We start from the raw sequence: 24,011 nt of genomic DNA, 5'->3' as shown, positions 1-24,011 counted from the left end.
GAATTCTGGAAGGCAGGATAAACCGTGGCTCGCAAGACTCCCATTGAGCGCTACCGCAATATCGGTATCTCCGCTCACATCGACGCCGGCAAGACAACGACGACCGAGCGCATTCTTTTCTACACCGGTGTGAATCACAAGATCGGTGAAGTTCATGATGGCGCCGCGACCATGGACTGGATGGAGCAGGAGCAGGAGCGGGGTATCACCATTACCTCGGCTGCGACGACCTGCTTCTGGAAGGGCATGGACCTGTCGTTCCCCGAGCACCGTTTCAACATCATCGACACCCCGGGGCACGTGGACTTCACGATCGAGGTCGAGCGCTCGATGCGCGTGCTCGATGGTGCGTGCATGGTGTATTGCGCGGTCGGCGGCGTTCAGCCCCAGTCGGAAACCGTGTGGCGTCAGGCGACCAAGTACAAGGTGCCGCGACTAGCTTTCGTGAACAAGATGGATCGCCAGGGCGCGAACTTCTTTAAGGTATACGAGCAGATGCGCACCCGCCTGAAGGCGAATCCGGTGCCCATCGTGATCCCGATTGGTGCCGAAGAATCGTTCGTCGGCGTCGTTGACCTGGTTCGTATGAAGGCGATCTACTGGGACGAAGCCAGTCAGGGTATGAAGTTCGAGTACCGCGATATCCCCTCTGAACTTGAGGCGGATGCGCAGGAATGGCGCGAGAAAATGGTCGAAGCGGCTGCCGAAGCCAGCGAGGAGCTCATGAACGAGTACCTCGAGAACGGCGACCTGTCGACCGACAAGATCAACGCCGGTCTGCGCCAGCGCACCATTGCCTGCGAAATTCAGCCGATGCTGTGCGGCACCGCGTTCAAGAACAAGGGCGTGCAGCGCATGCTCGATGCCGTGATCGAGTTGCTCCCTTCACCGGTGGACATCCCGCCGGTTTCGGGTACCGATGACGACGAAAAGCCGGTCGTTCGCAAGGCGGATGATTCGGAGAAGTTCTCTGCGCTCGCGTTCAAGCTCATGACGGACCCGTTCGTCGGTCAGCTCACGTTCGTGCGCGTTTACTCCGGCGTCCTGCAGTCGGGCGAGACCGTGCTGAACTCGGTCAAGGGGAAGAAGGAGCGCATCGGCCGTATTCTGCAGATGCATGCCAACGAGCGTCACGAGATCAAGGAAGTTCTCGCCGGCGACATCGCCGCGTGTGTGGGCCTCAAGGAAGTGACGACGGGCGAGACGCTGTGCGACCCGAGCGCTCCGATCATCCTCGAGCGCATGGTCTTTCCTGAGCCCGTGATCCACGTCGCGGTCGAACCGAAGACCAAGAGCGATCAGGAAAAGATGGGCATCGCGCTAAGCCGTCTGGCTGCCGAAGACCCGTCCTTCCGTGTGCGCACCGACGAGGAGTCGGGCCAGACGATCATCTCGGGTATGGGCGAACTGCACCTGGAGATCATCGTTGATCGCATGAAGCGCGAGTTCAACGTTGAGGCGAACGTCGGCGCGCCGCAGGTGGCCTATCGTGAGGCGATCCGCAAGGCGGTCGAGCAGGAAGGCAAATTCGTCAAGCAGTCAGGCGGCCGCGGCCAGTTCGGTCATGTCTGGATCAAGGTCGAGCCGAACGAGACCGGCAAGGGCTACGAATTCGTCGATGCGATCAAAGGCGGCACGGTCCCGCGCGAGTACATTCCCGCCGTCGACAAGGGTTTGCAGGAGACCCTGCCGGCCGGCGTTCTCGCAGGTTTCCCGGTTGTCGACGTGAAGGTTACGCTGTTCGACGGTTCCTATCACGACGTCGACTCGAATGAAAACGCGTTCAAGATGGCGGCGTCGATGGCATTCAAGGATGCGATGCGCAAGGCCAGCCCGGTTCTGCTCGAGCCGATGATGGCGGTTGTCGTCGAGACGCCCGAAGACTACATGGGTAACGTCATGGGTGACCTGTCCGGTCGCCGCGGTATCGTTCAGGGTATGGATGATCTGCCTGGCGGCATGAAGGAAGTGAAGGCGGAGGTGCCGCTGGCCGAAATGTTCGGCTACGCGACGCAGTTGCGTTCGCTGTCGCAGGGGCGTGCGACGTACTCGATGGAATTCAAGCACTACTCCGAAGCGCCGAAGAGCGTTGCGGAGGCGGTGATCAGCAATCGTAGCAAGTAACGGAACTCAAGCGAGGATTCTCACAATGGCTAAAGGCAAGTTTGAGCGGACGAAACCGCACGTAAACGTTGGGACGATCGGCCACGTTGACCATGGCAAGACGACCCTGACGGCAGCGATCACGACGATTCTGTCGTCGAAGTTCGGCGGCGAGGCGAAGGCCTACGACCAGATCGACGCGGCGCCGGAAGAAAAGGCGCGCGGCATCACGATCAACACCGCGCACGTCGAATACGAGACGGCTGCGCGTCACTACGCTCACGTCGATTGCCCGGGGCACGCCGACTACGTCAAGAACATGATCACCGGTGCGGCGCAGATGGATGGCGCGATCCTGGTCGTGTCGGCCGCTGACGGCCCGATGCCGCAGACCCGCGAGCACATCCTGCTGGCGCGTCAGGTCGGTGTCCCGTACATCATCGTCTTCATGAACAAGTGCGACATGGTCGACGACGAAGAGCTGCTCGAGCTCGTCGAGATGGAAGTGCGCGAACTGCTGTCGAAGTACGACTTCCCGGGCGACGACATTCCCATCATCAAGGGTTCGGCGCTGAAGGCGATCGAAGGCGACAAGGGCGACCTGGGCGAAGGCGCCATCATGAAGCTGGCCGAAGCGCTGGACAGCTACATCCCGACGCCCGAGCGCGCGATCGACAAGCCCTTCCTGCTGCCGATCGAAGACGTGTTCTCGATCTCCGGTCGTGGCACCGTGGTCACCGGTCGTGTCGAGCGTGGCATCGTCAAGGTTGGTGAAGAAGTCGAAATCGTCGGCATCAAGCCCACGGTCAAGACCATCTGCACCGGCGTCGAAATGTTCCGCAAGCTGCTCGATCAGGGCCAGGCGGGCGACAACGTCGGCGTGCTGCTGCGCGGCACCAAGCGCGAAGACGTCGAGCGTGGTCAGGTCCTGTGCAAGCCGGGCTCGATCAAGCCGCACACCCACTTCACGGGCGAAGTGTACGTGCTGTCGAAGGAAGAGGGTGGGCGTCACACCCCGTTCTTCAACAACTATCGTCCGCAGTTCTACTTCCGTACCACCGACGTGACCGGTTCGATCGTGCTGCCGGAAGGCACCGAGATGGTCATGCCGGGTGACAACGTGTCGATCACGGTGAAGCTGCTGGCTCCGATCGCCATGGAAGAAGGTCTGCGTTTTGCGATCCGCGAAGGCGGCCGTACCGTTGGCGCCGGCGTCGTCGCCAAGATCATCGAGTAATAGCTTCGTTCAATGCCCCCGGGGTAGTTGCCCCGGGGTTTTTGCTCTTTTAAGGACTGCAACATGCAAAACCAGAAGATTCGTATCCGTCTGAAGGCCTTCGACTACCGATTGATCGACCAGTCGGCGCTCGAGATCGTCGACACCGCCAAGCGTACCGGTGCTGTCGTTCGCGGTCCCGTCCCGCTGCCGACCCGGATCGAACGCTTTGACCTTCTGCGTTCGCCGCACGTCAACAAGACCTCGCGCGACCAGTTCGAGATTCGCACCCATCAGCGTCTGATGGATATCATCGATCCGACTGACAAGACGGTCGATGCGCTGATGAAGCTGGACCTGCCGGCCGGCGTCGACGTTGAGATCAAGCTGCAGTAAGTCGTCCGCGCTTGCGGAGTTTGAAAAAAGGCCGGTATAATCCGGCCTTTGCGTCTTTTGGCGCAATTCATGTGATAGGGCCCGGTCAATCGTAACCGGGGATCAGGAGAAAAAAATGAGTCTAGGCCTTGTAGGACGCAAGGTTGGCATGACTCGCATTTTCGCCGAGGACGGTCGTAGCGTCCCGGTGACGGTGCTTGATGTTGCCAATAACCGCGTTACCCAAGTCAAGACGCCTGAAACCGACGGCTATGCCGCGGTTCAGGTGGCTTTCGGCAAGCGCCGTGCGAGTCGCGTCAATAAGGCGCTCGCCGGGCATCTCGCCAAGGCTGGCGTTGAAGCCGGTCATACCCTCCGCGAATTCACTGTCGATCCGGCGCAGCTGGCTGGCCTGAAGGCTGGTGACGTGATCAGCGTGGAACTCTTTGCGGTCGGTCAGACGGTCGATGTGACCGGTACCTCGATCGGTAAGGGGTTTTCGGGTGTCATCAAGCGACACAATTTCTCGTCGAACCGTGCGTCGCACGGTAACTCGGTGTCGCATAACAGCCCGGGTTCGATCGGTATGGCGCAGGATCCGGGTCGCGTATTCCCGGGCAAGCGTATGGCTGGCCAATACGGCAATGTGACCCGCACGACGCAGAGTCTCGAAGTGGTTCGCGTTGATGTCGAGCGTCAGTTGCTCCTGGTCAAGGGGGCAGTGCCGGGTTCGAAGGGCGGCGACGTTATCGTCCGTCCCGCGGTCAAGGCCCGTGGCTGAGCGAGGACGTGATGGAACTTAAAGTATTGAACGATCAGGGTGTGCAGGCGGCGACGCTGCAGGCTTCTGATGCGCTCTTCGGGCGCGACTACAACGAGGCGCTGATTCACCAGGTCGTCGTTGCCTATATGGCTAACGCACGCTCGGGTAATCGTGCGCAGAAGGGGCGTTCCGAGGTCGCGAAGTCGACCCGTAAGCCGTGGCGCCAGAAGGGTACGGGCCGTGCCCGTGCCGGTATGGCATCGAGTCCGCTGTGGCGCGGTGGTGGTCGGACCTTCCCGAATTCCCCGGAAGAGAATTTTTCGCAGAAGCTGAACCGCAAGATGTACCGCGCGGGCGTTGCGTCGATTCTGTCGCAGCTGGCGCGCGAAGACCGTCTGGCGGTGGTCGAGAACTTCAGCGTCGAGGCGCCGAAGACCAAGCTTCTGTCGCAGAAGCTGAAGGGTATGGGGTTGGACTCCGTGCTGGTTATCACGGATCAGTTCGACGAGAACCTGTTCCTGTCGTCGCGTAACCTGCACAGGGTGCTGGTGCTCGAAGTCAGCGAGACGGATCCGGTGGCCCTGGTGCACTACGATCGCGTGATCGTGACCAAGGGTGCGCTGGCCAAGATGGAGGAGGCCTGGCAATGAGCGGATTTAGCCAAGAGCGTCTGATGCAGGTGCTGCTCGCGCCCCAGATCTCCGAGAAGGCGACTTTTATCGCCGACAAGAACGAGCAGGTCGTGTTCAAGGTCGCGTCGTGCGCGACGAAGCCTGAAGTCAAGGCTGCCGTCGAGTTGCTGTTCAAGGTCGAGGTCAAGTCGGTCCAGATCGCGAACGTGAAGGGCAAGGTCAAGCGCTTCGGCAAGATGACCGGTCGTCGCAAAGGCTGGAAGAAGGCCTTCGTGTGCCTGAGGCCGGGCCAGGAAATCAACTTCGCGGCCGGGGAGTAATAGTCATGGCACTGGTAAAACTCAAGCCTACGTCTGCCGGCCGTCGTGCGATGGTCAAGGTGGTGAATGCCGACCTCTACAAGGGTCGTCCGCTCGCCGCGCTCGTCGAGAAGCAGTCGAAGAATGCCGGTCGTAACAACAACGGCCACATTACCGTCCGCCACAAGGGCGGCGGTCACAAGCAGCACTACCGTCTGGTCGACTTCCGTCGCAACAAGGACGGGATCGCGGCGCGTGTCGAGCGCATCGAGTACGACCCGAACCGCTCGGCGAACATCGCGCTCGTCTGCTATGTCGATGGCGAGCGTGCGTACATCATCGCCCCGAAGGGTCTGGAAGTCGGTGCTCAGGTGATGAGTGGCGCCGAAGCGCCGATCAAGCCGGGCAACGTCCTGCCGATCCGCAATATTCCGGTCGGTTCGACGATCCACTGCGTCGAGATGATGCCTGGCAAGGGTGCGCAGATCGCGCGCGCCGCCGGTACGTCGGTTCAACTCCTGGCGCGTGAAGGCGCTTATGCCCAGATTCGTCTGCGCTCTGGCGAAGTGCGTCGCGTGCACGTCGAGTGTCGCGCCGCGATCGGGGTCGTGGGTAATGAAGAGCATGGTCTGCGCAAGATCGGCAAGGCCGGTGCAAACCGCTGGCGTGGTATCCGCCCGACCGTTCGCGGCGTGGCGATGAACCCGGTCGATCACCCGCACGGTGGCGGTGAAGGCCGCACTGGCGAAGGTGGTGTGCCGCGTAGCCCGTGGGGTCAGCCGGCCAAGGGTTATCGTACGCGCAGCAACAAGCGCACCGATACCATGATCGTGCAGCGTCGTCACAAGCGTTAAGGGGTAACAGATGGCACGTTCAATCAAAAAAGGCCCGTTTGTCGACGCGCACCTCCTGAAGAAGGTCGACGCCGTGCGGGTGAGCAACGACAAGCGTCCGATCAAGACGTGGTCGCGCCGTTCCACGGTGCTGCCCGACTTCGTCGGTCTCACGATCGCGGTGCATAACGGTCGCCAGCATGTTCCGGTGTTCGTCTCCGAGAACATGGTCGGCCACAAGCTGGGCGAGTTCGCGCTGACCCGTACGTTCAAGGGTCATGCAGCGAGCAAGAAGGCGAAGAGGTAAGGAGTCACCATGGAAACCAAAGCAATCCTCCGCGGTGTTCGCCTGTCGGCCCAGAAAGGCCGGCTGGTTGCGGACCAGGTGCGGGGCAAGCCGGTTGATCAGGCCCTGAACATTCTCGCCTTCTCGCCGAAGAAGGGCGCGCAGATCATCCGCAAGGTCGTCGAGTCGGCGATCGCGAACGCCGAACACAACGATGGCGCAGACATCGACACCCTCAAGGTGAAGACGATCTACGTCGAGGAAGGCACGTCGCTGAAGCGGTTCACGGCGCGCGCTAAAGGGCGCGGCAACCGCATCCTGAAGCCGACCTGCCATGTCTACGTGACCGTCGGGGAGTAAGGGGAAAATATGGGTCAGAAAATTCATCCGACCGGATTCCGTCTGGCGGTTACGCGCGACTGGAGCTCCCGCTGGTTCGCTTCGAGCCGCGACTACTCCAAGATGCTGCACGAGGACATCAAGGTTCGCGACTTCTTGAAGAAGAAGCTTGCGCACGCATCGGTCGGTCGCATCATCATCGAGCGTCCGGCCAAGAACGCGCGCATAACGCTATTCAGTGCGCGCCCCGGTGTAGTGATCGGCAAGAAGGGCGAAGACATCGAGCTGCTGAAGCGCGAGCTCCAGAAGATCATGGGTGTGCCGGTGCACGTCAATATCGAGGAAGTGCGCAAGCCGGAAGTCGATGCCAAGCTGATCGCCGATTCGATCGCCCAGCAGCTCGAGAAGCGCATCATGTTCCGCCGCGCCATGAAGCGCGCGATGCAGAACGCGATGCGTCTTGGTGCACAAGGCATCAAGATCATGAGCGCCGGTCGCCTCAACGGCGCCGAGATCGCGCGCACGGAGTGGTACCGCGAAGGTCGCGTGCCGCTGCATACCCTGCGTGCCGACATTGACTACGGGGTCGCGGAAGCAAGCACGACTTACGGCATCATCGGCATCAAGGTTTGGGTCTATAAGGGCGAGATGCTCGGTCGTAATGAGCGTCCGGCAGTCGTCGAAAACGAGAACGAGGCTCGTCGGGGCCGACGCGGCGCGCCGCGCGGTGCCGAGGGTGAAGGTCGCCCCGGTCGCCGTCCCGCACGCCGTGGCGGTGCTGAAGGGCAGGCCAAGCAGCCGCAAGAAAGCAGGGGTGAATGATGCTTCAGCCGACGAGAAGGAAATATCGAAAGGAGCAGAAGGGCCGTAACACCGGAGTGGCAACGCGCGGTGCGAAAGTTAGCTTCGGCGAATTCGGCCTCAAGGCAATTGGGCGCGGTCGCCTGACGGCCCGCCAGATTGAGTCTGCCCGTCGTGCGATGACTCGGCATATCAAGCGCGGCGGCCGGATCTGGATCCGGATCTTCCCGGACAAGCCGATCTCGAAGAAGCCTGCAGAAGTCCGTATGGGTAACGGCAAGGGTAACCCCGAGTACTGGGTTGCCGAGATTCAGCCGGGCAAGGTCCTGTACGAGATGGATGGTGTCGATGAGGCGCTGGCGCGTGAAGCGTTCCGCCTCGCAGCCGCGAAGCTGCCGCTCGAGACCGTGTTTGTTCACCGTCAACTGGGGTAATCATGAAAGCGAGTGAACTCCGCGCGAAAAGCGCCGGTGAATTGAATCAGGAATTGCTCGAGTTGCTGAAGGCGCAGTTCTCGCTGCGTATGCAGCTTGCGACGCAGCAGCTCGGCAACACAAGCCAACTCGGAAAGGTTCGCCACGACATCGCGCGTGTGCGTACCGTTCTGCGTGAAAAGGCAGGGCAGAAATGAGCGAACAAATCGAAAAGGTGCGTCGCGCCCTCGTCGGCCGTGTAGTCAGCGACAAGATGCAGAACACGGTTACCGTGTTGGTTGAGCGTCGCGTCAAGCACGAACTGTACGGAAAAGTGATTACGCGTTCGGCGAAGTATCATGCGCACGTCGAGGGCGGCATCGCTGCCGCCGGCGATTTGGTTGAGATCGAGGAGTGCCGTCCGATTTCCAAGACCAAGTCCTGGCGCGTCGCGAAGGTACTCGAGAAGGTAAGCGTAATCTAAGCAGAGTACGGGCTACTGCTGTGGACAGCTTGGCAGGTGACTGCCAAGCTGTTATAATTTTCTTTCTTTGCTTTTCGCTCTTCGGGGCTCCCTACCCGTACGGGTTCCAAGACTGACCGCTGTAGCGGGGCAAGTTGGAGATAAATTCATGATTCAAATGCAGTCCATTCTGGATGTCGCCGACAATACTGGCGCGCGTTCGGTGATGTGCATCAAGGTCCTTGGTGGTTCGAAGCGTCGCTATGCTGGCATCGGCGACATCATCAAGGTGACCGTGAAGGATGCAGCACCGAGGGGTCGCGTCAAGAAGGGCGATATCTACAGTGCCGTGGTGGTGCGTACCGCGAAGGGCGTGCGTCGTCCGGACGGTTCGTTGGTAAGGTTCGATGGCAATGCGGCCGTCCTGCTGAATAATAAGCTCGAGCCGATCGGCACGCGTATCTTCGGGCCGGTGACGCGCGAGCTGCGTACCGAGCGGTTCATGAAGATCGTCTCGCTGGCGCCTGAAGTGCTCTAAGGAGTTATCGAGATGAACAAGATCCGCAAGGGTGATGAGGTTGTTGTCCTGACGGGCAAGGACCGTGGTCGTCGCGGTGTCGTGCTGCGTCGTGTCGACGAGGATCATCTGGTGGTTGAGGGTGTGAATCGTGCGAAGAAGCATGTGCGTCCGAATCCGCTCAAGGGGGAAGTGGGTGGCATCGTTGAGAAGGAGATGCCGCTGCACGTTTCGAACGTTGCGCTGTTCAACTCCGCCACTCAGAAGGGTGATCGCGTGGGTATTCGTGTGCTTGAGGATGGTCGCAAGGTGCGCTTCTTCAAGTCGAATGGCGAACTGGTGAACGCGTAAGGAGTGGTGATGGCGCGCTTGCAGCAGTACTACAAGGAAACGATTGCTCTCGATCTGCTGAAGCAGTTCGGGTACAAGTCCGTGATGGAAGTGCCTCGTGTTACGAAGATCACGCTGAACATGGGTGTCGGCGAGGCGGTTGGTGACAAGAAGATTCTCGATCATGCTGTTGGCGACATGCAGAAGATCGCGGGTCAGAAGCCGGTGGTGACCAAGGCGCGCAAGTCGATCGCGGGTTTCAAGATTCGTGACGGTTATCCGATCGGCTGCATGGTGACCTTGCGTGGCGAGAAGATGTTCGAATTCCTCGATCGTCTGGTGACGATCGCCATGCCGCGCATTCGCGATTTTCGCGGTATCGCCGGCAAGGGCTTCGACGGTCGCGGCAACTACAACCTGGGCGTCAAAGAGCAGATCATTTTTCCCGAGATCGAGTACGACAAGATCGATGCTCTGCGGGGTATGAATATCAGCATCACGACGACGGCCAAGACCGATCAGGAAGCTCGCGCTCTGCTCGCGGCGTTCAAGTTCCCGTTCAAGAATTGAGGGTGTTATGGCAAAACTGGCTCTGATCAATCGAGAAGAGAAGCGTCGCAAGCTGGTGGCGAAATTCGCCGCGAAGCGTGCCGCGCTGATCGCTCAGATCAACGATTTCAAGTTGCCTGAAGAAGAGCGCATGGCTGCTCGTCTGAAGCTGCAGCAGCTTCCCCGCAACGCAAGCCCCGTTCGCGAGCGCAATCGCTGCGCCCTGACGGGTCGTCCGCGCGGCGTGTTCCGCAAATTCGGGCTGTGCCGCAACAAGCTGCGCGATCTCGCGTTCCGCGGCGAAGTTCCGGGTATGACCAAGGCGAGCTGGTAAGGAGATTATCGAATGAGTATGTCCGATCCGATCGCCGATATGCTGACCCGCATCCGCAATGGTCAGCAGGCTCAAAAGCAGAGCGTGTCAATGCCCAGCTCGAAGCTGAAGGTTGCGATTGCCAAGGTCCTGCAGGATGAAGGTTACATCGACGGCTATGCAGTGCGTGATGCCGAGGGCAAGGCCCAGCTCGACGTGGAGTTGAAGTACTACGCCGGTCGTCCTGTCATCGAGCGCATCGAGCGTGTCAGCCGTCCCGGTCTGCGTGTCTACAAGGGCAGTGACGATCTGCCGCGTGTCATGAACGGTCTTGGTGTTGCGATCGTGTCGACGCCGCGTGGCGTCATGACCGACCGTGCGGCACGTGCCGGGCGCGTGGGCGGCGAAGTCATCTGTTACGTCGCTTAAGGGGGTCTCATGTCTCGTGTAGCTAAGAATCCGGTGGCAATCCCCCAGGGCGTCGATGTGAACGTCGCGGCTGGCGAGGTTTCCGTCAAGGGGCCGCTGGGTACCGCCAAGCAGTACATCGGCAACGCTGTCTCGGTGCAGCGCGAAGGCGATGCGCTCGTGTTCGCCGCCGTTGCCGGTGCTGCGAATGGCCGTGCGATGTCGGGTACCGTGCGCGCGCTGGTGAATAACATGGTCACCGGCGTGACGAAGGGTTTCGAGCGCAAGCTGAACCTCGTGGGCGTCGGTTATCGTGCGCAGGCGCAGGGCGACAAGCTGAATCTGACGCTCGGTTTTTCGCATCCTGTCGTGCACCAGATGCCGGCCGGTGTGAAGGTGGAAACCCCGACGCAGACGGAAATCGTCATCAAGGGCATCGACAAGCAGCAAGTCGGGCAGGTCGCTGCCGAAGTGCGTGCATACCGCGCTCCTGAGCCTTACAAGGGCAAGGGCGTCCGCTACGCGGACGAGGTGGTCGTGCTCAAGGAAACCAAGAAGAAGTAAGGGCGGTTCGATATGAACAAGAAAGTGGTTCGTCTGCGTCGTGCTCGTAAAACCCGAGCCAAAATCGCGGAACTGAAGGCGGTTCGTCTGACTGTGTTCCGTTCCAATTCCCATATCTACGCCCAGATCATCGATGGTTCCGGTGCGCGTGTGCTCGCGGCTGCCTCAACGGTCGAGGCGGACGTGCGTTCGCAACTGTCGCACGGCGGCAATAAGGCTGCTGCCGTGATCGTCGGCAAGCTGATCGCCGAGCGTGCGAAGGCCGCGGGTATCGAGTCCGTCGCGTTCGATCGCGCCGGCTTCCAGTATCACGGTCGCGTCCAGGCGCTGGCCGAGGCCGCCCGCGAAGGCGGTCTCAAGTTCTAAGCGAGGAATCGTATGGCTAAGCAACAAAGCAAGCGTCCGCAGGCTTCCGAGGAGCGTGACGACGGCCTGCGCGAGAAGATGGTCGCCATCAACCGCGTGACCAAGGTCGTGAAGGGCGGTCGTATCCTCGGTTTTGCGGCGCTGACGGTGGTTGGCGATGGCGATGGCGGCATCGGCATGGGTAAAGGCAAGTCCCGCGAAGTGCCCGTCGCCGTGCAGAAGGCTATGGACGAGGCGCGCCGCAAGATGGTCAAGGTCTCGCTGAAGAGCGGTACGCTGCAGCATTCGGTGGTCGGCAAGCATGGCGCTGCGTCGGTCCTGATGCAGCCGGCACCCAGCGGTACCGGAATCATTGCCGGCGGCCCGATGCGCGCGGTTTTCGAAGTCATGGGTGTGACCGACGTGACCTGCAAGTGCCTCGGTTCGTCGAATCCGTACAACGTCGTGCGTGCAACGCTGAACGGTCTCCTGGCGGTCAACACGCCGGCGGAGATCGCCGCGAAGCGTGGCAAGAGCGTCGAAGAAATTCTGGGGTAAGCCATGGCCGAGAAAACGATCAAGGTTACGCTGGTCAAGAGCGTGATCGGTACCAAGCAGTCGCACCGTGCTACGGTGCGCGGGCTCGGCTTGCGTCGCCTGAACCATACCGTCGAACTTCAGGACACGCCTGAAGTTCGCGGCATGGTGAATAAGGTGTCCTACCTGCTGAAGTGTGAGGGTTGAGATGCGTCTGAATACGATTAAACCCGCAGCCGGTTCGAAGTCAGCCGCCAGGCGCGTCGGACGCGGCATCGGCAGTGGCCTGGGTAAAACCTGCGGCCGCGGTCACAAGGGGCAAAAGTCACGTGCCGGCGGATTCCACAAGGTCGGTTTCGAAGGCGGTCAGATGCCGCTTCAGCGCCGTCTGCCGAAGCGTGGCTTCGTCTCGCTGACCGGATCGCGCAACGCCGAAGTTCGTCTCTCGGAACTGGATAAGCTGCCGGTTGATGAGGTCGATCTACTCGTGCTGAAGCAGGCCGGCGTGATAGCTGCTGATGCGCTTTCGGCGAAGGTGGTTCTGTCCGGCAGCATCGGCCGTAAGGTCACGTTGCGCGGCGTCGGTGCTACGAAGGGCGCGCTCGCGGCCATTCAGGCGGCCGGCGGTTCGGTCGTCACCGAGTAAGCGGGAATCCAGCTGTGGCCAATCCCGCTGCCACCTTGGGAACGCCCGGTCGTTTTGGCGATCTGAAGCGCCGACTGTTGTTCCTGGTCGGTGCTCTGATCGTCTATCGGATCGGTGCGCACATCCCTGTGCCCGGAATCGATCCCAGTCGGCTGGCGGAGTTGTTCCAGTCGCAGTCGGGGGGAATTCTCGGCGTCTTCAACCTGTTCTCGGGTGGTGCGCTGTCGCGCTTCACTATCTTTGCGCTCGGGATCATGCCGTACATCTCGGCATCGATCATCATGCAGTTGATGACTGTGGCGGTACCGTCGCTAGAAGCCCTGAAGAAGGAGGGTGAGGCCGGTCGGCGCAAGATCACGCAGTACACGCGTGCCGGCACGCTGATTCTGGCGTTGGCTCAGTCCCTCGGCATCGCAATTGCGCTCGAAGGGCAGGCCGGGCTGGTGCTGGATCCGGGGCTCACCTTCCGTTTCGTGACGGTGGCGACGCTCGTGACGGGCACGATGTTCCTGATGTGGCTCGGTGAGCAGATCACCGAACGCGGGTTGGGCAACGGTATCTCTCTCATCATCTTCGCCGGCATTGCGGCGGGGCTGCCGAGCTCGATCGCCGGTCTGTTCGAGCTCGTGCGCACGGGTGCGATGCATCCCTTCACGGCGCTGCTGATCTGCGTGCTGGTGGCGCTCGTCACGGCGTTCGTGGTGTTCGTCGAGCGCGGCCAGCGCAAGATCTTGGTGAACTACGCAAAGCGCCAGGTCGGTAACAAGATCTACGGCGGCCAGAGTTCGCATCTGCCGCTGAAGCTGAACATGGCCGGCGTAATTCCACCGATTTTCGCGTCGAGCATCATCCTTTTTCCCGCGACGCTGGGTCAGTGGTTCGGTTCGTCGGAGAGCATGATCTGGCTGCGGGATCTTTCGGCGAAGCTCGCGCCCGGGCAGCCGGTCTACGTGATGCTCTACGCAGTGGCGATCGTGTTCTTCTGTTTCTTCTACACCGCGCTCGTGTTCAATGCACGGGAGACCGCGGATAACCTGAAGAAGAGCGGGGCGTTCGTGCCAGGTATTCGGCCGGGCGACCAGACGGCGCGCTACATCGACAAGATCTTGACGCGACTGACGTTGGTGGGGGCGGTGTATATCACGCTGGTATGCCTGCTGCCCGAGTTTCTGATCCTGAAGTGGAATGTTCCGTTCTACTTCGGCGGGACGTCGCTACTGATCATCGTGGTGGTGACGATGGACTTCATGGCGCAGGTTCAGGCTTACGTTATGTCTCATCAGTACGAGAGTCTGCTGAAGAAGGCGAACTTCAAGGGGGCGGGCCTTCCGATCCGGTAAGTTATGGCGAAGGAAGACGTTATCGAGATGCAGGGGGAGGTTGCCGAGAACCTCCCTAACGCAACGTTTCGCGTCCGGCTCGAAAACGGACACATGGTCCTCGGGTATATATCCGGGAAGATGCGTATGCACTACATCCGCATTCTTCCTGGTGACAAGGTCACCGTGCAGTTGACGCCCTATGACCTGACCAAGGCCCGGATCGTCTTCCGGACCAAGTAATCAAGAAACAGGAGCAAGGAAATGAGAGTTCAGGCATCGGTTAAGCGGCTCTGCCGCAATTGCAAGATCGTTCGCCGCAAGGGTGTTGTCCGCGTCATCTGCGCGGATCCGCGGCATAAACAGCGTCAGGGTTGATCTTCGGGCGCTCAGGGATTAACATTTAATGTTTAGCTTTTTGGGGTAATCGAATGGCCCGTATTGCTGGGGTAAACATTCCCAATCACAAGCATGCCGAGATTGCGCTGACCGCCATCTATGGAATTGGCCGTTCGCGTGCTCAGAATATCTGTGATTCCGCCAACGTCGCGCGTTCCGTCAAGGTGAAGGATCTCACCGAGTCGGATATGGAGCGCCTGCGTGACGAGGTCGGCAAGTTTATCGTCGAGGGCGATCTTCGCCGTGAAGTGACGATGAATATCAAGCGCCTGATGGATTTGGGCTGCTATCGTGGTGTCCGTCACCGTCGCGGCCTTCCGCTGCGCGGTCAGAGGACCCGGACTAACGCCCGCACCCGCAAGGGACCGCGCAAGGCGATCGCCGGAAAGAAGTGATAAGGACTGATAATGGCTAAAACTGCTGCGAAAGTTCGCAAGAAGGTCAAAAAGAACGTTGCCGAGGGTATCGCGCACGTTCATGCGAGCTTCAATAACACGATCATTACGATTACCGATCGTCAGGGCAATGCCCTGTCGTGGGCAACGTCGGGCGGTGCGGGCTTCAAGGGTTCGCGCAAGAGCACGCCGTTTGCCGCCCAGGTTGCCGCTGAAGCCGCAGGCAAGGCCGCGCAGGAATGCGGCGTCAAGAACCTGGAAGTGCGCATCAAGGGGCCCGGTCCGGGCCGCGAATCCGCTGTTCGCGCCCTGAACGCGCTGGGTATGAAGATCTCCAGCATTACCGACATCACGCCGATTCCGCACAACGGCTGCCGTCCGCCGAAAAAGCGTCGTATCTGACAAGGAGTTGAAACGTGGCTCGTAATCTGGATCCCAAGTGCCGTCAGTGCCGTCGCGAAGGCGAGAAGCTGTTCCTGAAGGCCGAGAAGTGCTTCACCGACAAGTGCGCGATCGAGCGCCGCTCGTATGCTCCTGGTCAGCATGGCCAGCGTTCCGGACAGCGTCTGTCCGGTTATGGCGTTCAGCTGCGTGAAAAGCAGAAGATCCGCCGTCTGTATGGCGTCCTCGAGGCGCAGTTCCGCAAGGTGTACGCCGAGGCAGACCGCCGTCGCGGTCAGACCGGCGAGAACCTGCTGCAGTTGCTCGAAGGTCGCCTCGATTCCGTGGTTTACCGGATGGGTTTTGGCGGTTCGCGCGCTGAGTCCCGCCAGCTGGTCCGTCACAACGGCATTCTCGTGAATGGCAAGCGCGTCAACATCCCGTCGTACGTCGTACGTCCGGGCGAGACCGTCGAGCTCACCGAGGGGGCACGCGGACAGCTTCGCGTCAAGGCCGCGCTTGAAGCCGCTGCTGCGCGTGGTTTCCCGGAGTGGCTGGAAGTCGATGCCAAGGCTGGCAAGGGCGTGTTCAAGGCGTACCCGCAGCGTTCCGAGCTGCCGCCGACGATCAACGAAGGTCTCGTCGTCGAACTGTACTCCCGCTAACGGGCTCGCCTGAAGACTCAAAGATCCGAGGAACTGCTGATGCAAAGCAATTCACTGCTGAAACCCCGCATCATCGACGTCCAGTCCGTGTCGCCCGTTCAGGCGCGCGTGACGATGGAGCCGTTCGAGCGTGGTTTCGGTCATACCCTGGGGAATGCGCTGCGGCGCATCCTCCTTTCCTCGCTGCCGGGCTATGCGCCGACGGAAGTCTCGATTGAGGGCGTGCTGCACGAGTACTCGACTCTGGACGGGGTGCGCGAGGACATCGTCGACCTGTTGCTGAACCTGAAGGGCGTTGTGCTGAAGCTGCACAACCGCGGTGAGGCCACGCTGCGCCTGTCGAAGTCGGGTGACGGTGTCGTCACCGCGCGCGACATCGAGGCTGGTCACGACGTCGAGATCATCAACCCAGATCACGTTATCGCGCACCTGGCTCCTGGCGGCAAGCTCGACATGCAGATCAAGGTCGAGGAAGGTCGCGGTTACGTGCCGGGTAATGTGCGTCCGGTCGCCGGCGAGAGCAAGAGCATCGGTCATGTCGTGCTGGACGCGTCGTTCAGCCCGGTGCGCCGGGTGAGCTATCTGGTCGAGAGTGCTCGTGTCGAGCAGCGTACCGATCTTGATCGCCTGGTGATCGATATCGAGACCAACGGCGCGGTCGACCCCGAAGAGGCTATCCGTTACGCCGCGCGCGTGCTGATGGATCAGCTGTCGGTGTTCGCGGATCTGGAAGGTACGGCGCCGGTCGCGGAAGTGGCCACGACGCAGGTGATCGATCCGGTGCTGCTGCGTCCGGTTGATGACCTCGAGCTGACCGTGCGGTCGGCCAACTGCCTGAAGGCCGAGAACATCTACTACATCGGCGATCTGATCCAGCGTACGGAAACCGAGCTGCTGAAGACCCCGAACCTCGGCCGCAAGTCGCTGAACGAAATCAAGGAAGTGTTGGCCTCGCGTGGGCTTACGCTCGGCATGAAACTGGAAAACTGGCCGCCGGCCGGGCTTGAGAAGCTCGGTTGAGTCGGCGCAGTTGAGTGAGGAATAGAAATGCGTCACCGCAACGGTCTTCGCAAGCTTAACCGTACCAGCGCGCATCGCCAGGCGATGTTCCGCAACATGGCCAATTCGCTGCTGCGTCACGAAGTCATCAAGACGACCCTGCCCAAGGCCAAGGAATTGCGCCGTGTGGTGGAGCCGCTGATCACCCTGGGCAAGAAGCCCAGCCTTTCGAACCGTCGCTTGGCGTTCAACCGCCTGCGCGACCGCGACATGGTCGTGAAACTGTTCGACGAGCTGGGCCCGCGCTTCGCTGCTCGCAATGGCGGCTACCTGCGTATTCTGAAGTTCGGTTTCCGCGACGGCGACAACGCGCCGATGGCGCTGGTCGAACTGCTGGATCGTCCGGCCGAGGGTGAAGTGGCTGCGGACGTGCAGGAAGCTGCAGCCGCGTAAGAAGTCGCTTCGCGACCGAGTGTCATCGAAAATGGGCCGTTTTGCGGCCCATTTTTTTTGCGGCTTGGGCGAGTTCGATTGAAGGGTGATACGGAGGTGGAGCCTTGAGTACGGTACTCGTGACGGGCGGGGCGGGTTACATCGGTTCACATACCTGCGTGGCCCTGCTGGAAGCGGGGCACGATGTGGTCGTGGTGGACAATCTGTGCAACAGCAAGCCAGCGGCGCTCGAGCGGGTCGAGGAAATTGCTGGCAGAAAGCTGCGCTGGTTCTATCGCGGCGACGTTCGCGATGTGTCGGTGTTGATGCAGGTGTTTGCCGAGCATCGCGTCGATGCGGTGATCCATTTCGCGGCGCTGAAGGCCGTGGGCGAGTCCGTAGCTAAGCCGCTGGCGTACTACGAGAACAATATTGGCGGGCTTTTCTCGCTCCTCAAGGCGATGGACGCGGCCGACGTGCGGCGCGTGGTGTTCAGCTCGTCGGCGACGGTGTACGGCGATCCGGCGTGCGTGCCGATCCGCGAGGATTTTCCGACCGCGGCGACGAATCCGTACGGGCGTACGAAGCTGATGTGCGAGGAGGTACTGCGCGACCTCGTTGCCGCCGATGCGCGCTGGAATGTCGCCTTGCTGCGCTATTTCAATCCGGTCGGGGCGCATGCCAGCGGATTGATCGGTGAGGATCCGAACGGGATTCCGAACAATCTCATGCCGTACGTGAGCCAGGTGGCGGTCGGGAAGCTGAAGGAGCTGCAGGTGTTCGGCGGGGATTATGCGACTCCCGACGGGACGGGGGTCCGGGACTATATCCATGTAGTCGATCTCGCCGCCGGGCACGTTGCAGCAGTCGAGCGCATGGACGGCCTGCCCGGCGTGACGTGTGTGAATCTTGGAACCGGACGCGGGTACAGCGTGCTGGAGGTTGCCCGGGCGTTCGAGCGCGCCTCGGGGCGGGAGGTGCCCTACCGTATCGTTGCGCGCCGGCCGGGGGACGTGGCGGCGTGCTGGGCGGACGCGGGCCTGGCGCACAAGGTGCTGGGGTGGCAGCCGCAGTTCGATCTGGATGCGATGTGCCGCGATGCGTGGCGGTGGCAGTCGCAGAACCCGGACGGTTATCCGGGTTGAAGGCTTCGGCTGCGCGCCGCAGGCGGGGCGCAGCCGGCAATCACCACGACTTGCGCACGCGGTTGCGGTACTGGACGTCGTGCGGAAGGACCTTCTGCATCGCGTCCAGGTGGCCCGCGACAATTTCATGGGCCTTCGCGAGGGTTTCGGGTCTGAGCTGGGGTAGCTCGCTCGAGCGGGCCGTCATGCGCACGACCTGCTCGATGGCACGCTTGCGCTGTTGTTCCTCGGTGGCCTGATAGACGCCCAGGCCGGCCTCCAGCAGGGTCTTGAGGATCTTGACGCGGCGCTCGATGCGATCGAGGAAGACGCTCTGTACGTCGCTCGGGACTTCGGGCATGAGGTTCTCCTGAATTCTGTAGGCGGTGCTGTGCGCTGGCCGCCGTATTGTCCGGAATACTCGAAGGTGGTCCGCTTCAAATTGTAAGCGCGATTGCCTGCATTTTTCTGCATTACCCGCGCGTGGCAGGCGTGAGCATGCGTTTCAGGTAGCGGCCGGTGTGGCTGTCGGGATGCGCGGCGATGAGTTCGGGTGGGCCGCTGCACAGGATGCGGCCGCCGCGGTCGCCGCCTTCGGGGCCGAGGTCGATGAGCCAGTCGGCGGTCTTGATGACGTCGAGGTTGTGCTCGATGACGACGATGGTGTTGCCGTGGTCGCGCAGGCGGTGGAGTACGCCGAGCAGGAGTTCGATGTCGCGGAAGTGCAGGCCGGTAGTGGGTTCATCGAGGATGTAGAGGGTGCGGCCGGTGTCGCGTTTGGATAGCTCCAGCGCGAGCTTCACGCGCTGGGCTTCGCCGCCGGAGAGCGTGGTTGCGCTCTGGCCCAGGCGGATATAGCCGAGGCCGACGTCCATCAGCGTTTCGAGCTTGCGCGCGACGGTGGGGACCGCGCGGAAAAATTCGAGGGCGTTTTCGACGGTCATGTCGAGGACTTCGTAGATGGTCCTGCCCTTGTAGCGGATTTCCAGCGTTTCGCGGTTGTAGCGCTTGCTGTGGCACACGTCGCAGGGGACGTACATGTCGGGCAGGAAGTGCATTTCCACCTTGATCAGGCCATCGCCCTGACAGGCTTCGCAGCGCCCGCCCTTGACGTTGAAGGAGAAGCGGCCGGGGCCGTAGCCGCGGGCGCGCGCCTCGGGGACGCCGGCGAAGAGTTCGCGGACCGGTGTCAGCATCCCGGTGTAGGTCGCGGGGTTTGAGCGTGGGGTGCGGCCGATGGGGCTCTGGTCGACGTTGATGACCTTGTCGAAGTGGTCGAGGCCGTGCACGGCCGAGAACGGGGCGGGCTCGGTCGTAGAGCCATAGAGGTGCTTGGCGGCGAGGGCGTACAGTGTGTCGTTGATGAGCGTCGACTTGCCCGAGCCCGACACGCCGGTGATGCAGGTGAGGAGACCGACCGGGAGCGTGAGTTCGACGTTCTTGAGATTGTTGCCGGTGCAGCCTAGAAGCAGCAGGTGGCGCTCCGGGTCGGGGGCGGAGCGTCGTGCCGGCACGGGAATGGTGTAGCGGCCGGCGAGGTAGGCGCCGGTGAGCGATGCCTCGCTCGCGACGATGTCGGCGGGCGTGCCGCGCGCGACGATTTCGCCGCCGTGCACGCCCGCGCCGGGGCCCATGTCCACGACGTAGTCGGCGCAGCGGATCGCGTCCTCGTCGTGCTCGACGACGATCACGGTGTTGCCCAGGTCGCGCAGCTGGCGCAGCGTGCCGAGGAGGCGGTCGTTGTCGCGCTGGTGCAGGCCGATCGAGGGTTCGTCGAGGACGTACATGACGCCGGTGAGGCCGGAGCCGATCTGGCTGGCGAGGCGGATGCGCTGCGCTTCGCCGCCGGAGAGGGTGTCGGCGGAGCGGTCGAGCGAGAGGTAGTCGAGGCCGACGTTGATCAGGAAGCTGAGGCGGTCGGAGATTTCCTTGACGATCTTGGCCGCGACGAGGCCGCGGTGGCCGGTGAGCGCGAGTCCGTCGAAGAAGGCCTTGCTTTCGCCCAGCGGCATGCGGCTGATTTCGTGCAGCGAGCGGTCGCCGATGAGGACGTTGCGCGCCTCGGTGCGCAGGCGGGTGCCGTGGCAGCTCGGGCAGGCCTGGGTCGCGCGCAGCTTGGTGAGTTCCTCGCGCACGGCGGTGGAGTCGGTCTCGCGGAAGCGGCGCTCGAGGTTGGGGACGATGCCTTCGAAGGGGTGCTCCTTCGCGACCATGCGTCCGTTGTCGGAGAGGTAGCGGAAGGCGATCTTGTGGCGGCCGGAGCCGTGCAGGACGACCTGTCGGACCTCGTCGGACAATTCGCCGAAGGGGGTGTCGATGTCGAAGCCGTAATGGTCGGCGAGGCTTGCGAGCATCTGGAAGTAGAACTGGTTGCGGCGGTCCCAGCCGCGGATCGCGCCGGCGGCGAGCGAGAGTTCGGGGTGGGCGACGACGCGTGCGGGATCGAAGAATTCGACCTGGCCGAGTCCGTCGCATTTGGGGCAGGCGCCGGCCGGGTTGTTGAACGAGAACAGGCGGGGCTCGAGTTCGGCAAGCGCGTAGCTGCAGACGGGACAGGCGAAGCGAGCGGAGAAGAGGTGCTCGGTGCCGGTGTCCATCTCGAGCGCAACGGCGCGGCCGTCGGCGTGGGTGAGCGCGGTCTCGAAGGATTCGGCGATGCGGCCGCGCTGGTCGGCGCGCACCTTGAGGCGGTCGATGACGACTTCAACGGTGTGACGGCGGCCCTTTTCGAGCGCGGGCATCGCGTCGAGTTCGGCGATCCGGCCGTCGACGCGCACGCGCACGAAGCCTTGCGCGCGCAGGTCGGCGAAGAGGTCGCTCTGTTCGCCCTTGCGGTAGGCGACGACGGGCGCGAGGATCATCAGGCGCGTGTCTTCGGGCAGCGCGAGGACGTGGTCGACCATCTGGGAGACGGTCTGCGCCTCGAGCGGGCGCTCGGGGTGGTCGGGGCAATGCGGGGTGCCGGCGCGCGCAAAGAGCAGGCGCAGGTAGTCGTGGATTTCGGTGATCGTGCCGACCGTCGAACGCGGATTGTGGCTGGTGGCTTTCTGCTCGATCGAGATCGCGGGCGACAGGCCCTCGATGAGGTCGACGTCGGGCTTTTCCATCAGTTGCAGGAACTGGCGCGCGTAGGCCGACAGCGATTCGACGTAGCGGCGCTGGCCTTCGGCGTAGAGCGTGTCGAAGGCCAGCGAGGATTTGCCGGAGCCGGACAATCCGGTGATCACGGTGAGCCGGTTGCGCGGCAACTCGAGGCTGACGTTCTTGAGATTGTGGGTGCGGGCGCCGCGAATGCGGATTTCGTCCATGGGGCGGGCTGACGAAGGGTAACGTGCCACTATACGAGAGAACGCCGACGCAAGCCAAACCGGCGCGCGGCGGGTGCTAGAATCGCCGTTTTGTTCCCGCCCCGAGACCGATGGCCCGACCCGAGCACGATCCGATGACCCCCGCAGAACGCCGGGCTGGCGCGAGCCTTGCCGCGATCTTCGCGCTGCGCATGCTCGGACTGTTCCTGATCCTGCCGGTGTTCTCGGTGCACGCGCACACGATCCCCGGGGGTGACAACCTGACCCTGGTGGGGCTGGCGATCGGCGCCTACGGGCTGACACAGGCCTTCCTGCAGATGGCCTTCGGCGCGGCGTCGGATCGATTCGGGCGCAAGCCGGTGATCGTGTTCGGATTGGTGCTGTTCCTGATCGGGAGCGCCGTTGCGGCGCTGGCCAGCGATATCGGGACGGTGATCGCGGGGCGTGCGCTGCAGGGCGCGGGGGCGATCTCGGCGGCGGTGACGGCGCTCGCGGCGGACCTGACGCGCGACCAGCATCGCACCAAGGTGATGGCGATGATCGGTTCGAGCATCGGACTGGTGTTCGCGCTGTCGATGGTCGCGGCGCCGCTTCTGTATAATGCGATCGGCATGAGCGGGATCTTCTGGCTGACGGCCGTGCTCGCGGCTGCGGCGATCGGCGTGGTGCTGTATGTCGTGCCGGCTGCGCCGCCAGTGCCGCGTGCACCGACCGGGCTTTTCGGCGAGGTGTTCCGGGACGGCCAGCTGATGCGCCTGAACGTCGGCGTGTTCGTGCTGCACCTGATCCAGACGGCGATGTGGGTGATGGTGCCGGCTGCGCTGGTGAGCGGGGCGAACCTGCCGTTGCCCGAGCACTGGAAGGTCTATCTGCCTGCCGTCGTGCTGTCATTCGCGGTGATGGTGCCGGCGGTTATCGCGGCCGAGCGGCACAATCGCATGAAGCTGGTGTTCGGCGCTGCGGTTGCGCTGCTGGTGGTCGTGCAGGCGGGGCTCTTCGCTTTCGGCCAGAGTGTCGTGACGCTGGGCCTGTGGCTGACGCTGTTCTTTGTCGCCTTCAACGTGCTCGAGGCAATCCTGCCGTCCTGGATCTCCAAGGTGGCGCCGGCGCATGCGAAAGGCACGGCGCTCGGTCTGTACAACACGCTGCAGTCGGCCGGGCTGTTCCTCGGCGGTATGCTGGGGGGCTGGCTGGCCGAACACTTCGGCACGGGCGCCGTGAACCTCGTGTGCGGCGTGCTCGCCGTGATCTGGCTGCTGCTCGCAGCCTCAATGAATCCGCCCGCCCGCCGCGTAACGCCGGCGTCGGCGGCGCACTAACCTGAAACATCCGAGGAGAACCTCATGGCTTCGTTGAACAAAGTCATCCTGATCGGCAATCTGGGCCGCGATCCGGAAACCCGCTATGCGCCGAGCGGCGACGCGATCTGCAACATCACCGTGGCGACCACCGAGACGTGGAAGGACAAGGCGACCGGCGAGCGCAAGGAAGCGACCGAGTGGCACCGCGTGGTGTTCTTCGGCCGTCTGGCCGAGATCGCGGCGCAGTACCTGCGCAAGGGCAGCCAGCTCTACGTCGAAGGGCGCCTGCAGACGCGCAAGTGGCAGGACAAGGACGGCCAGGACCGCTACACGACCGAGATCCGCGGCGACGAGATGAAGATGCTGGGTTCGCGCCAGGGCGGCGGCGGTGGAGATGCGCCGATGGGCGGTGGCTACGATGCCCCGGCCGCGGCGCCTGCGCGCCAGGCTCCGCAGCAGGCGCCGGCGCAGAAGGCGCCGGGCCAGTCGGGCGGTGGCGGCGGGTTCGGGGACTTCGACGACGACATCCCGTTCTGACGAAGAAATCTTTCCTGTTGTAAACAACGAATGCGAAGCCCTTGTGGCTTCGCATTTTCGTTTGTGCCGTACGCAACGGCACTTGGGGCTTCGTGCTCCGCCCGGTTACGCGCCCTCGCGGTGCGCTCCATGCCGTCCGTGCTGACACGGACGGTCTCCGCCTCTTCCCGTTTGTCCCGTTTCTTTCTGTTCGCATCGTCCGGACGCCCCGAGCGGTGACCGGTGCGTCCGTTCGACTTCCGGACGGTCATCCATTTTCTGGTCGTACGCCCCGCGCAGCGTTTCCTGTTGCGGTGCACGAGGCGCGCGGCGCTTCTCCGCCATTCCCGGGCTCATCGGTCTGGTGCGTTGCAGCGGCCGAAATCTGGCACGTCCGCTGCAATAGGTCTTGCGGGGGCCGGCAGCATCGGCGACTCGAC

General features: G+C 62.3%; 36 protein-coding genes. 34 read left to right on the top strand and 2 right to left on the bottom strand.

Going from position 1 to position 24,011, the window contains the following annotated elements; all coding sequences use genetic code 11:
* Positions 1 to 24: 24 nt before the first annotated feature.
* The 32 genes from fusA to galE all read left to right on the top strand — a co-directional run bounded on the left by fusA (position 25) and on the right by galE (position 18,467).
* The gene (fusA, locus tag AzCIB_RS20185) at positions 25 to 2,124 is read left to right on the top strand and encodes an elongation factor G (RefSeq protein ID WP_050417536.1); all 2,100 of its coding nucleotides are present in this window, start codon (positions 25 to 27) and stop codon (positions 2,122 to 2,124) included.
* Positions 2,125 to 2,149: 25 nt separating this feature from the next.
* Positions 2,150 to 3,340 (top strand): elongation factor Tu, encoded by a 1,191-nt coding sequence (gene tuf, locus AzCIB_RS20180; RefSeq protein WP_050417535.1) that lies wholly within the window; start codon positions 2,150 to 2,152, stop codon positions 3,338 to 3,340.
* A 63-nt stretch (positions 3,341 to 3,403) separates the two neighbouring features.
* Positions 3,404 to 3,715, top strand: a complete 312-nt coding sequence (gene rpsJ / locus AzCIB_RS20175) for a 30S ribosomal protein S10 (RefSeq protein ID WP_018987821.1) — start codon at positions 3,404 to 3,406, stop codon at positions 3,713 to 3,715.
* A gap of 115 nt (positions 3,716 to 3,830) precedes the next feature.
* Entirely contained in the window at positions 3,831 to 4,475 is a 645-nt protein-coding gene (rplC, locus tag AzCIB_RS20170) for a 50S ribosomal protein L3 (RefSeq protein WP_050417534.1), read from the top strand.
* Between the two features lie 11 nt (positions 4,476 to 4,486).
* Positions 4,487 to 5,107, top strand: a complete 621-nt coding sequence (rplD, locus tag AzCIB_RS20165) for a 50S ribosomal protein L4 (RefSeq protein ID WP_050417533.1) — start codon at positions 4,487 to 4,489, stop codon at positions 5,105 to 5,107.
* Positions 5,104 to 5,409 (top strand): 50S ribosomal protein L23, encoded by a 306-nt coding sequence (rplW, locus tag AzCIB_RS20160; RefSeq protein WP_050417532.1) that lies wholly within the window; start codon positions 5,104 to 5,106, stop codon positions 5,407 to 5,409. Before rplD ends, rplW begins: the two co-directional genes overlap by 4 nt.
* A 5-nt stretch (positions 5,410 to 5,414) precedes the next feature.
* Positions 5,415 to 6,242 carry a 50S ribosomal protein L2 gene (rplB, locus tag AzCIB_RS20155; protein ID WP_050417531.1) on the top strand — a complete coding sequence of 276 codons (828 nt, stop codon included), beginning with the start codon at positions 5,415 to 5,417 and terminating at the stop codon, positions 6,240 to 6,242.
* 10 nt (positions 6,243 to 6,252) lie between these two features.
* Positions 6,253 to 6,528 (top strand): 30S ribosomal protein S19, encoded by a 276-nt coding sequence (rpsS, locus tag AzCIB_RS20150; RefSeq protein ID WP_018987826.1) that lies wholly within the window; start codon positions 6,253 to 6,255, stop codon positions 6,526 to 6,528.
* Between the two features lie 9 nt (positions 6,529 to 6,537).
* Positions 6,538 to 6,867 carry a 50S ribosomal protein L22 gene (gene rplV / locus AzCIB_RS20145; protein WP_018987827.1) on the top strand — a complete coding sequence of 110 codons (330 nt, stop codon included), beginning with the start codon at positions 6,538 to 6,540 and terminating at the stop codon, positions 6,865 to 6,867.
* 9 nt (positions 6,868 to 6,876) lie between these two features.
* Positions 6,877 to 7,668 (top strand): 30S ribosomal protein S3, encoded by a 792-nt coding sequence (gene rpsC, locus AzCIB_RS20140; RefSeq protein ID WP_050417530.1) that lies wholly within the window; start codon positions 6,877 to 6,879, stop codon positions 7,666 to 7,668.
* Positions 7,668 to 8,081 (top strand): 50S ribosomal protein L16, encoded by a 414-nt coding sequence (rplP, locus tag AzCIB_RS20135; RefSeq protein WP_050418483.1) that lies wholly within the window; start codon positions 7,668 to 7,670, stop codon positions 8,079 to 8,081. The genes rpsC and rplP overlap by 1 nt, the downstream gene beginning before the upstream one ends.
* 2 nt (positions 8,082 to 8,083) lie before the next feature.
* The gene (gene rpmC, locus AzCIB_RS20130; protein ID WP_050417529.1) at positions 8,084 to 8,278 is read left to right on the top strand and encodes a 50S ribosomal protein L29; all 195 of its coding nucleotides are present in this window, start codon (positions 8,084 to 8,086) and stop codon (positions 8,276 to 8,278) included.
* Positions 8,275 to 8,544, top strand: a complete 270-nt coding sequence (gene rpsQ, locus AzCIB_RS20125) for a 30S ribosomal protein S17 (RefSeq protein WP_050417528.1) — start codon at positions 8,275 to 8,277, stop codon at positions 8,542 to 8,544. The genes rpmC and rpsQ overlap by 4 nt, the downstream gene beginning before the upstream one ends.
* Before the next feature lie 148 nt (positions 8,545 to 8,692).
* Positions 8,693 to 9,061, top strand: a complete 369-nt coding sequence (gene rplN / locus AzCIB_RS20120) for a 50S ribosomal protein L14 (RefSeq protein WP_050417527.1) — start codon at positions 8,693 to 8,695, stop codon at positions 9,059 to 9,061.
* Positions 9,062 to 9,073: 12 nt separating this feature from the next.
* Positions 9,074 to 9,391 carry a 50S ribosomal protein L24 gene (gene rplX, locus AzCIB_RS20115; protein ID WP_050417526.1) on the top strand — a complete coding sequence of 106 codons (318 nt, stop codon included), beginning with the start codon at positions 9,074 to 9,076 and terminating at the stop codon, positions 9,389 to 9,391.
* 9 nt (positions 9,392 to 9,400) lie between these two features.
* Positions 9,401 to 9,940 carry a 50S ribosomal protein L5 gene (gene rplE / locus AzCIB_RS20110; RefSeq protein WP_050417525.1) on the top strand — a complete coding sequence of 180 codons (540 nt, stop codon included), beginning with the start codon at positions 9,401 to 9,403 and terminating at the stop codon, positions 9,938 to 9,940.
* A gap of 7 nt (positions 9,941 to 9,947) precedes the next feature.
* A complete protein-coding gene (gene rpsN / locus AzCIB_RS20105; RefSeq protein WP_050417524.1) occupies positions 9,948 to 10,253 on the top strand; it encodes a 30S ribosomal protein S14 in 306 nt (101 codons plus the stop codon).
* Between the two features lie 12 nt (positions 10,254 to 10,265).
* A complete protein-coding gene (rpsH, locus tag AzCIB_RS20100; protein WP_050417523.1) occupies positions 10,266 to 10,661 on the top strand; it encodes a 30S ribosomal protein S8 in 396 nt (131 codons plus the stop codon).
* A 9-nt stretch (positions 10,662 to 10,670) separates the two neighbouring features.
* The gene (rplF, locus tag AzCIB_RS20095) at positions 10,671 to 11,204 is read left to right on the top strand and encodes a 50S ribosomal protein L6 (protein WP_050417522.1); all 534 of its coding nucleotides are present in this window, start codon (positions 10,671 to 10,673) and stop codon (positions 11,202 to 11,204) included.
* A gap of 12 nt (positions 11,205 to 11,216) precedes the next feature.
* Complete coding sequence (gene rplR / locus AzCIB_RS20090; protein WP_050417521.1) at positions 11,217 to 11,570, top strand: 50S ribosomal protein L18; 354 nt, start codon at positions 11,217 to 11,219, stop codon at positions 11,568 to 11,570.
* 12 nt (positions 11,571 to 11,582) lie between these two features.
* Positions 11,583 to 12,107 carry a 30S ribosomal protein S5 gene (gene rpsE, locus AzCIB_RS20085; protein WP_050417520.1) on the top strand — a complete coding sequence of 175 codons (525 nt, stop codon included), beginning with the start codon at positions 11,583 to 11,585 and terminating at the stop codon, positions 12,105 to 12,107.
* Between the two features lie 3 nt (positions 12,108 to 12,110).
* Positions 12,111 to 12,293 (top strand): 50S ribosomal protein L30, encoded by a 183-nt coding sequence (gene rpmD, locus AzCIB_RS20080; protein WP_050417519.1) that lies wholly within the window; start codon positions 12,111 to 12,113, stop codon positions 12,291 to 12,293.
* A gap of 1 nt (position 12,294) precedes the next feature.
* Positions 12,295 to 12,732: a 50S ribosomal protein L15 gene (gene rplO, locus AzCIB_RS20075; RefSeq protein ID WP_050417518.1), complete on the top strand. Its 438-nt coding sequence runs from the start codon at positions 12,295 to 12,297 to the stop codon at positions 12,730 to 12,732.
* A gap of 14 nt (positions 12,733 to 12,746) precedes the next feature.
* Positions 12,747 to 14,072 (top strand): preprotein translocase subunit SecY, encoded by a 1,326-nt coding sequence (secY, locus tag AzCIB_RS20070; RefSeq protein ID WP_050417517.1) that lies wholly within the window; start codon positions 12,747 to 12,749, stop codon positions 14,070 to 14,072.
* Between the two features lie 3 nt (positions 14,073 to 14,075).
* Positions 14,076 to 14,294 carry a translation initiation factor IF-1 gene (gene infA, locus AzCIB_RS20065; protein ID WP_050417516.1) on the top strand — a complete coding sequence of 73 codons (219 nt, stop codon included), beginning with the start codon at positions 14,076 to 14,078 and terminating at the stop codon, positions 14,292 to 14,294.
* 21 nt (positions 14,295 to 14,315) lie between these two features.
* On the top strand, positions 14,316 to 14,429 hold the full coding sequence (gene rpmJ, locus AzCIB_RS23920) for a 50S ribosomal protein L36 (protein ID WP_076603157.1): 114 nt from the start codon (positions 14,316 to 14,318) through the stop codon (positions 14,427 to 14,429).
* Positions 14,430 to 14,482: 53 nt separating this feature from the next.
* Positions 14,483 to 14,845, top strand: a complete 363-nt coding sequence (rpsM, locus tag AzCIB_RS20060; RefSeq protein ID WP_050417515.1) for a 30S ribosomal protein S13 — start codon at positions 14,483 to 14,485, stop codon at positions 14,843 to 14,845.
* 12 nt (positions 14,846 to 14,857) lie between these two features.
* Positions 14,858 to 15,247 (top strand): 30S ribosomal protein S11, encoded by a 390-nt coding sequence (gene rpsK, locus AzCIB_RS20055; RefSeq protein ID WP_011237995.1) that lies wholly within the window; start codon positions 14,858 to 14,860, stop codon positions 15,245 to 15,247.
* A gap of 14 nt (positions 15,248 to 15,261) precedes the next feature.
* The gene (gene rpsD, locus AzCIB_RS20050) at positions 15,262 to 15,891 is read left to right on the top strand and encodes a 30S ribosomal protein S4 (protein ID WP_018987843.1); all 630 of its coding nucleotides are present in this window, start codon (positions 15,262 to 15,264) and stop codon (positions 15,889 to 15,891) included.
* 39 nt (positions 15,892 to 15,930) lie between these two features.
* Complete coding sequence (locus AzCIB_RS20045) at positions 15,931 to 16,911, top strand: DNA-directed RNA polymerase subunit alpha (protein ID WP_050417514.1); 981 nt, start codon at positions 15,931 to 15,933, stop codon at positions 16,909 to 16,911.
* Positions 16,912 to 16,938: 27 nt separating this feature from the next.
* Complete coding sequence (gene rplQ / locus AzCIB_RS20040) at positions 16,939 to 17,343, top strand: 50S ribosomal protein L17 (RefSeq protein WP_050417513.1); 405 nt, start codon at positions 16,939 to 16,941, stop codon at positions 17,341 to 17,343.
* Positions 17,344 to 17,447: 104 nt separating this feature from the next.
* A complete protein-coding gene (galE, locus tag AzCIB_RS20035; protein ID WP_050417512.1) occupies positions 17,448 to 18,467 on the top strand; it encodes a UDP-glucose 4-epimerase GalE in 1,020 nt (339 codons plus the stop codon).
* 40 nt (positions 18,468 to 18,507) lie between these two features.
* On the opposite strand, the gene AzCIB_RS20030 is transcribed toward galE, so the two are convergent.
* Together AzCIB_RS20030 and uvrA are read right to left on the bottom strand one after the other, a co-directional pair.
* Entirely contained in the window at positions 18,508 to 18,807 is a 300-nt protein-coding gene (locus AzCIB_RS20030) for a hypothetical protein (protein ID WP_050417511.1), read from the bottom strand.
* Positions 18,808 to 18,919: 112 nt separating this feature from the next.
* On the bottom strand, positions 18,920 to 21,754 hold the full coding sequence (uvrA, locus tag AzCIB_RS20025; RefSeq protein ID WP_050417510.1) for an excinuclease ABC subunit UvrA: 2,835 nt from the start codon (positions 21,752 to 21,754) through the stop codon (positions 18,920 to 18,922).
* 134 nt (positions 21,755 to 21,888) lie between these two features.
* Between uvrA and AzCIB_RS20020 the strand changes: the two genes are divergently transcribed.
* Together AzCIB_RS20020 and ssb are read left to right on the top strand one after the other, a co-directional pair.
* Positions 21,889 to 23,073 carry an MFS transporter gene (locus AzCIB_RS20020; protein ID WP_050418482.1) on the top strand — a complete coding sequence of 395 codons (1,185 nt, stop codon included), beginning with the start codon at positions 21,889 to 21,891 and terminating at the stop codon, positions 23,071 to 23,073.
* A gap of 24 nt (positions 23,074 to 23,097) precedes the next feature.
* Entirely contained in the window at positions 23,098 to 23,592 is a 495-nt protein-coding gene (gene ssb / locus AzCIB_RS20015) for a single-stranded DNA-binding protein (RefSeq protein WP_050417509.1), read from the top strand.
* The last annotated feature ends 419 nt before the right edge of the window (positions 23,593 to 24,011 follow it).

Source organism: Azoarcus sp. CIB (assembly GCF_001190925.1).
Classification (GTDB): domain Bacteria; phylum Pseudomonadota; class Gammaproteobacteria; order Burkholderiales; family Rhodocyclaceae; genus Aromatoleum.
This window is presented reverse-complemented; position numbering and strand designations above follow the sequence as displayed.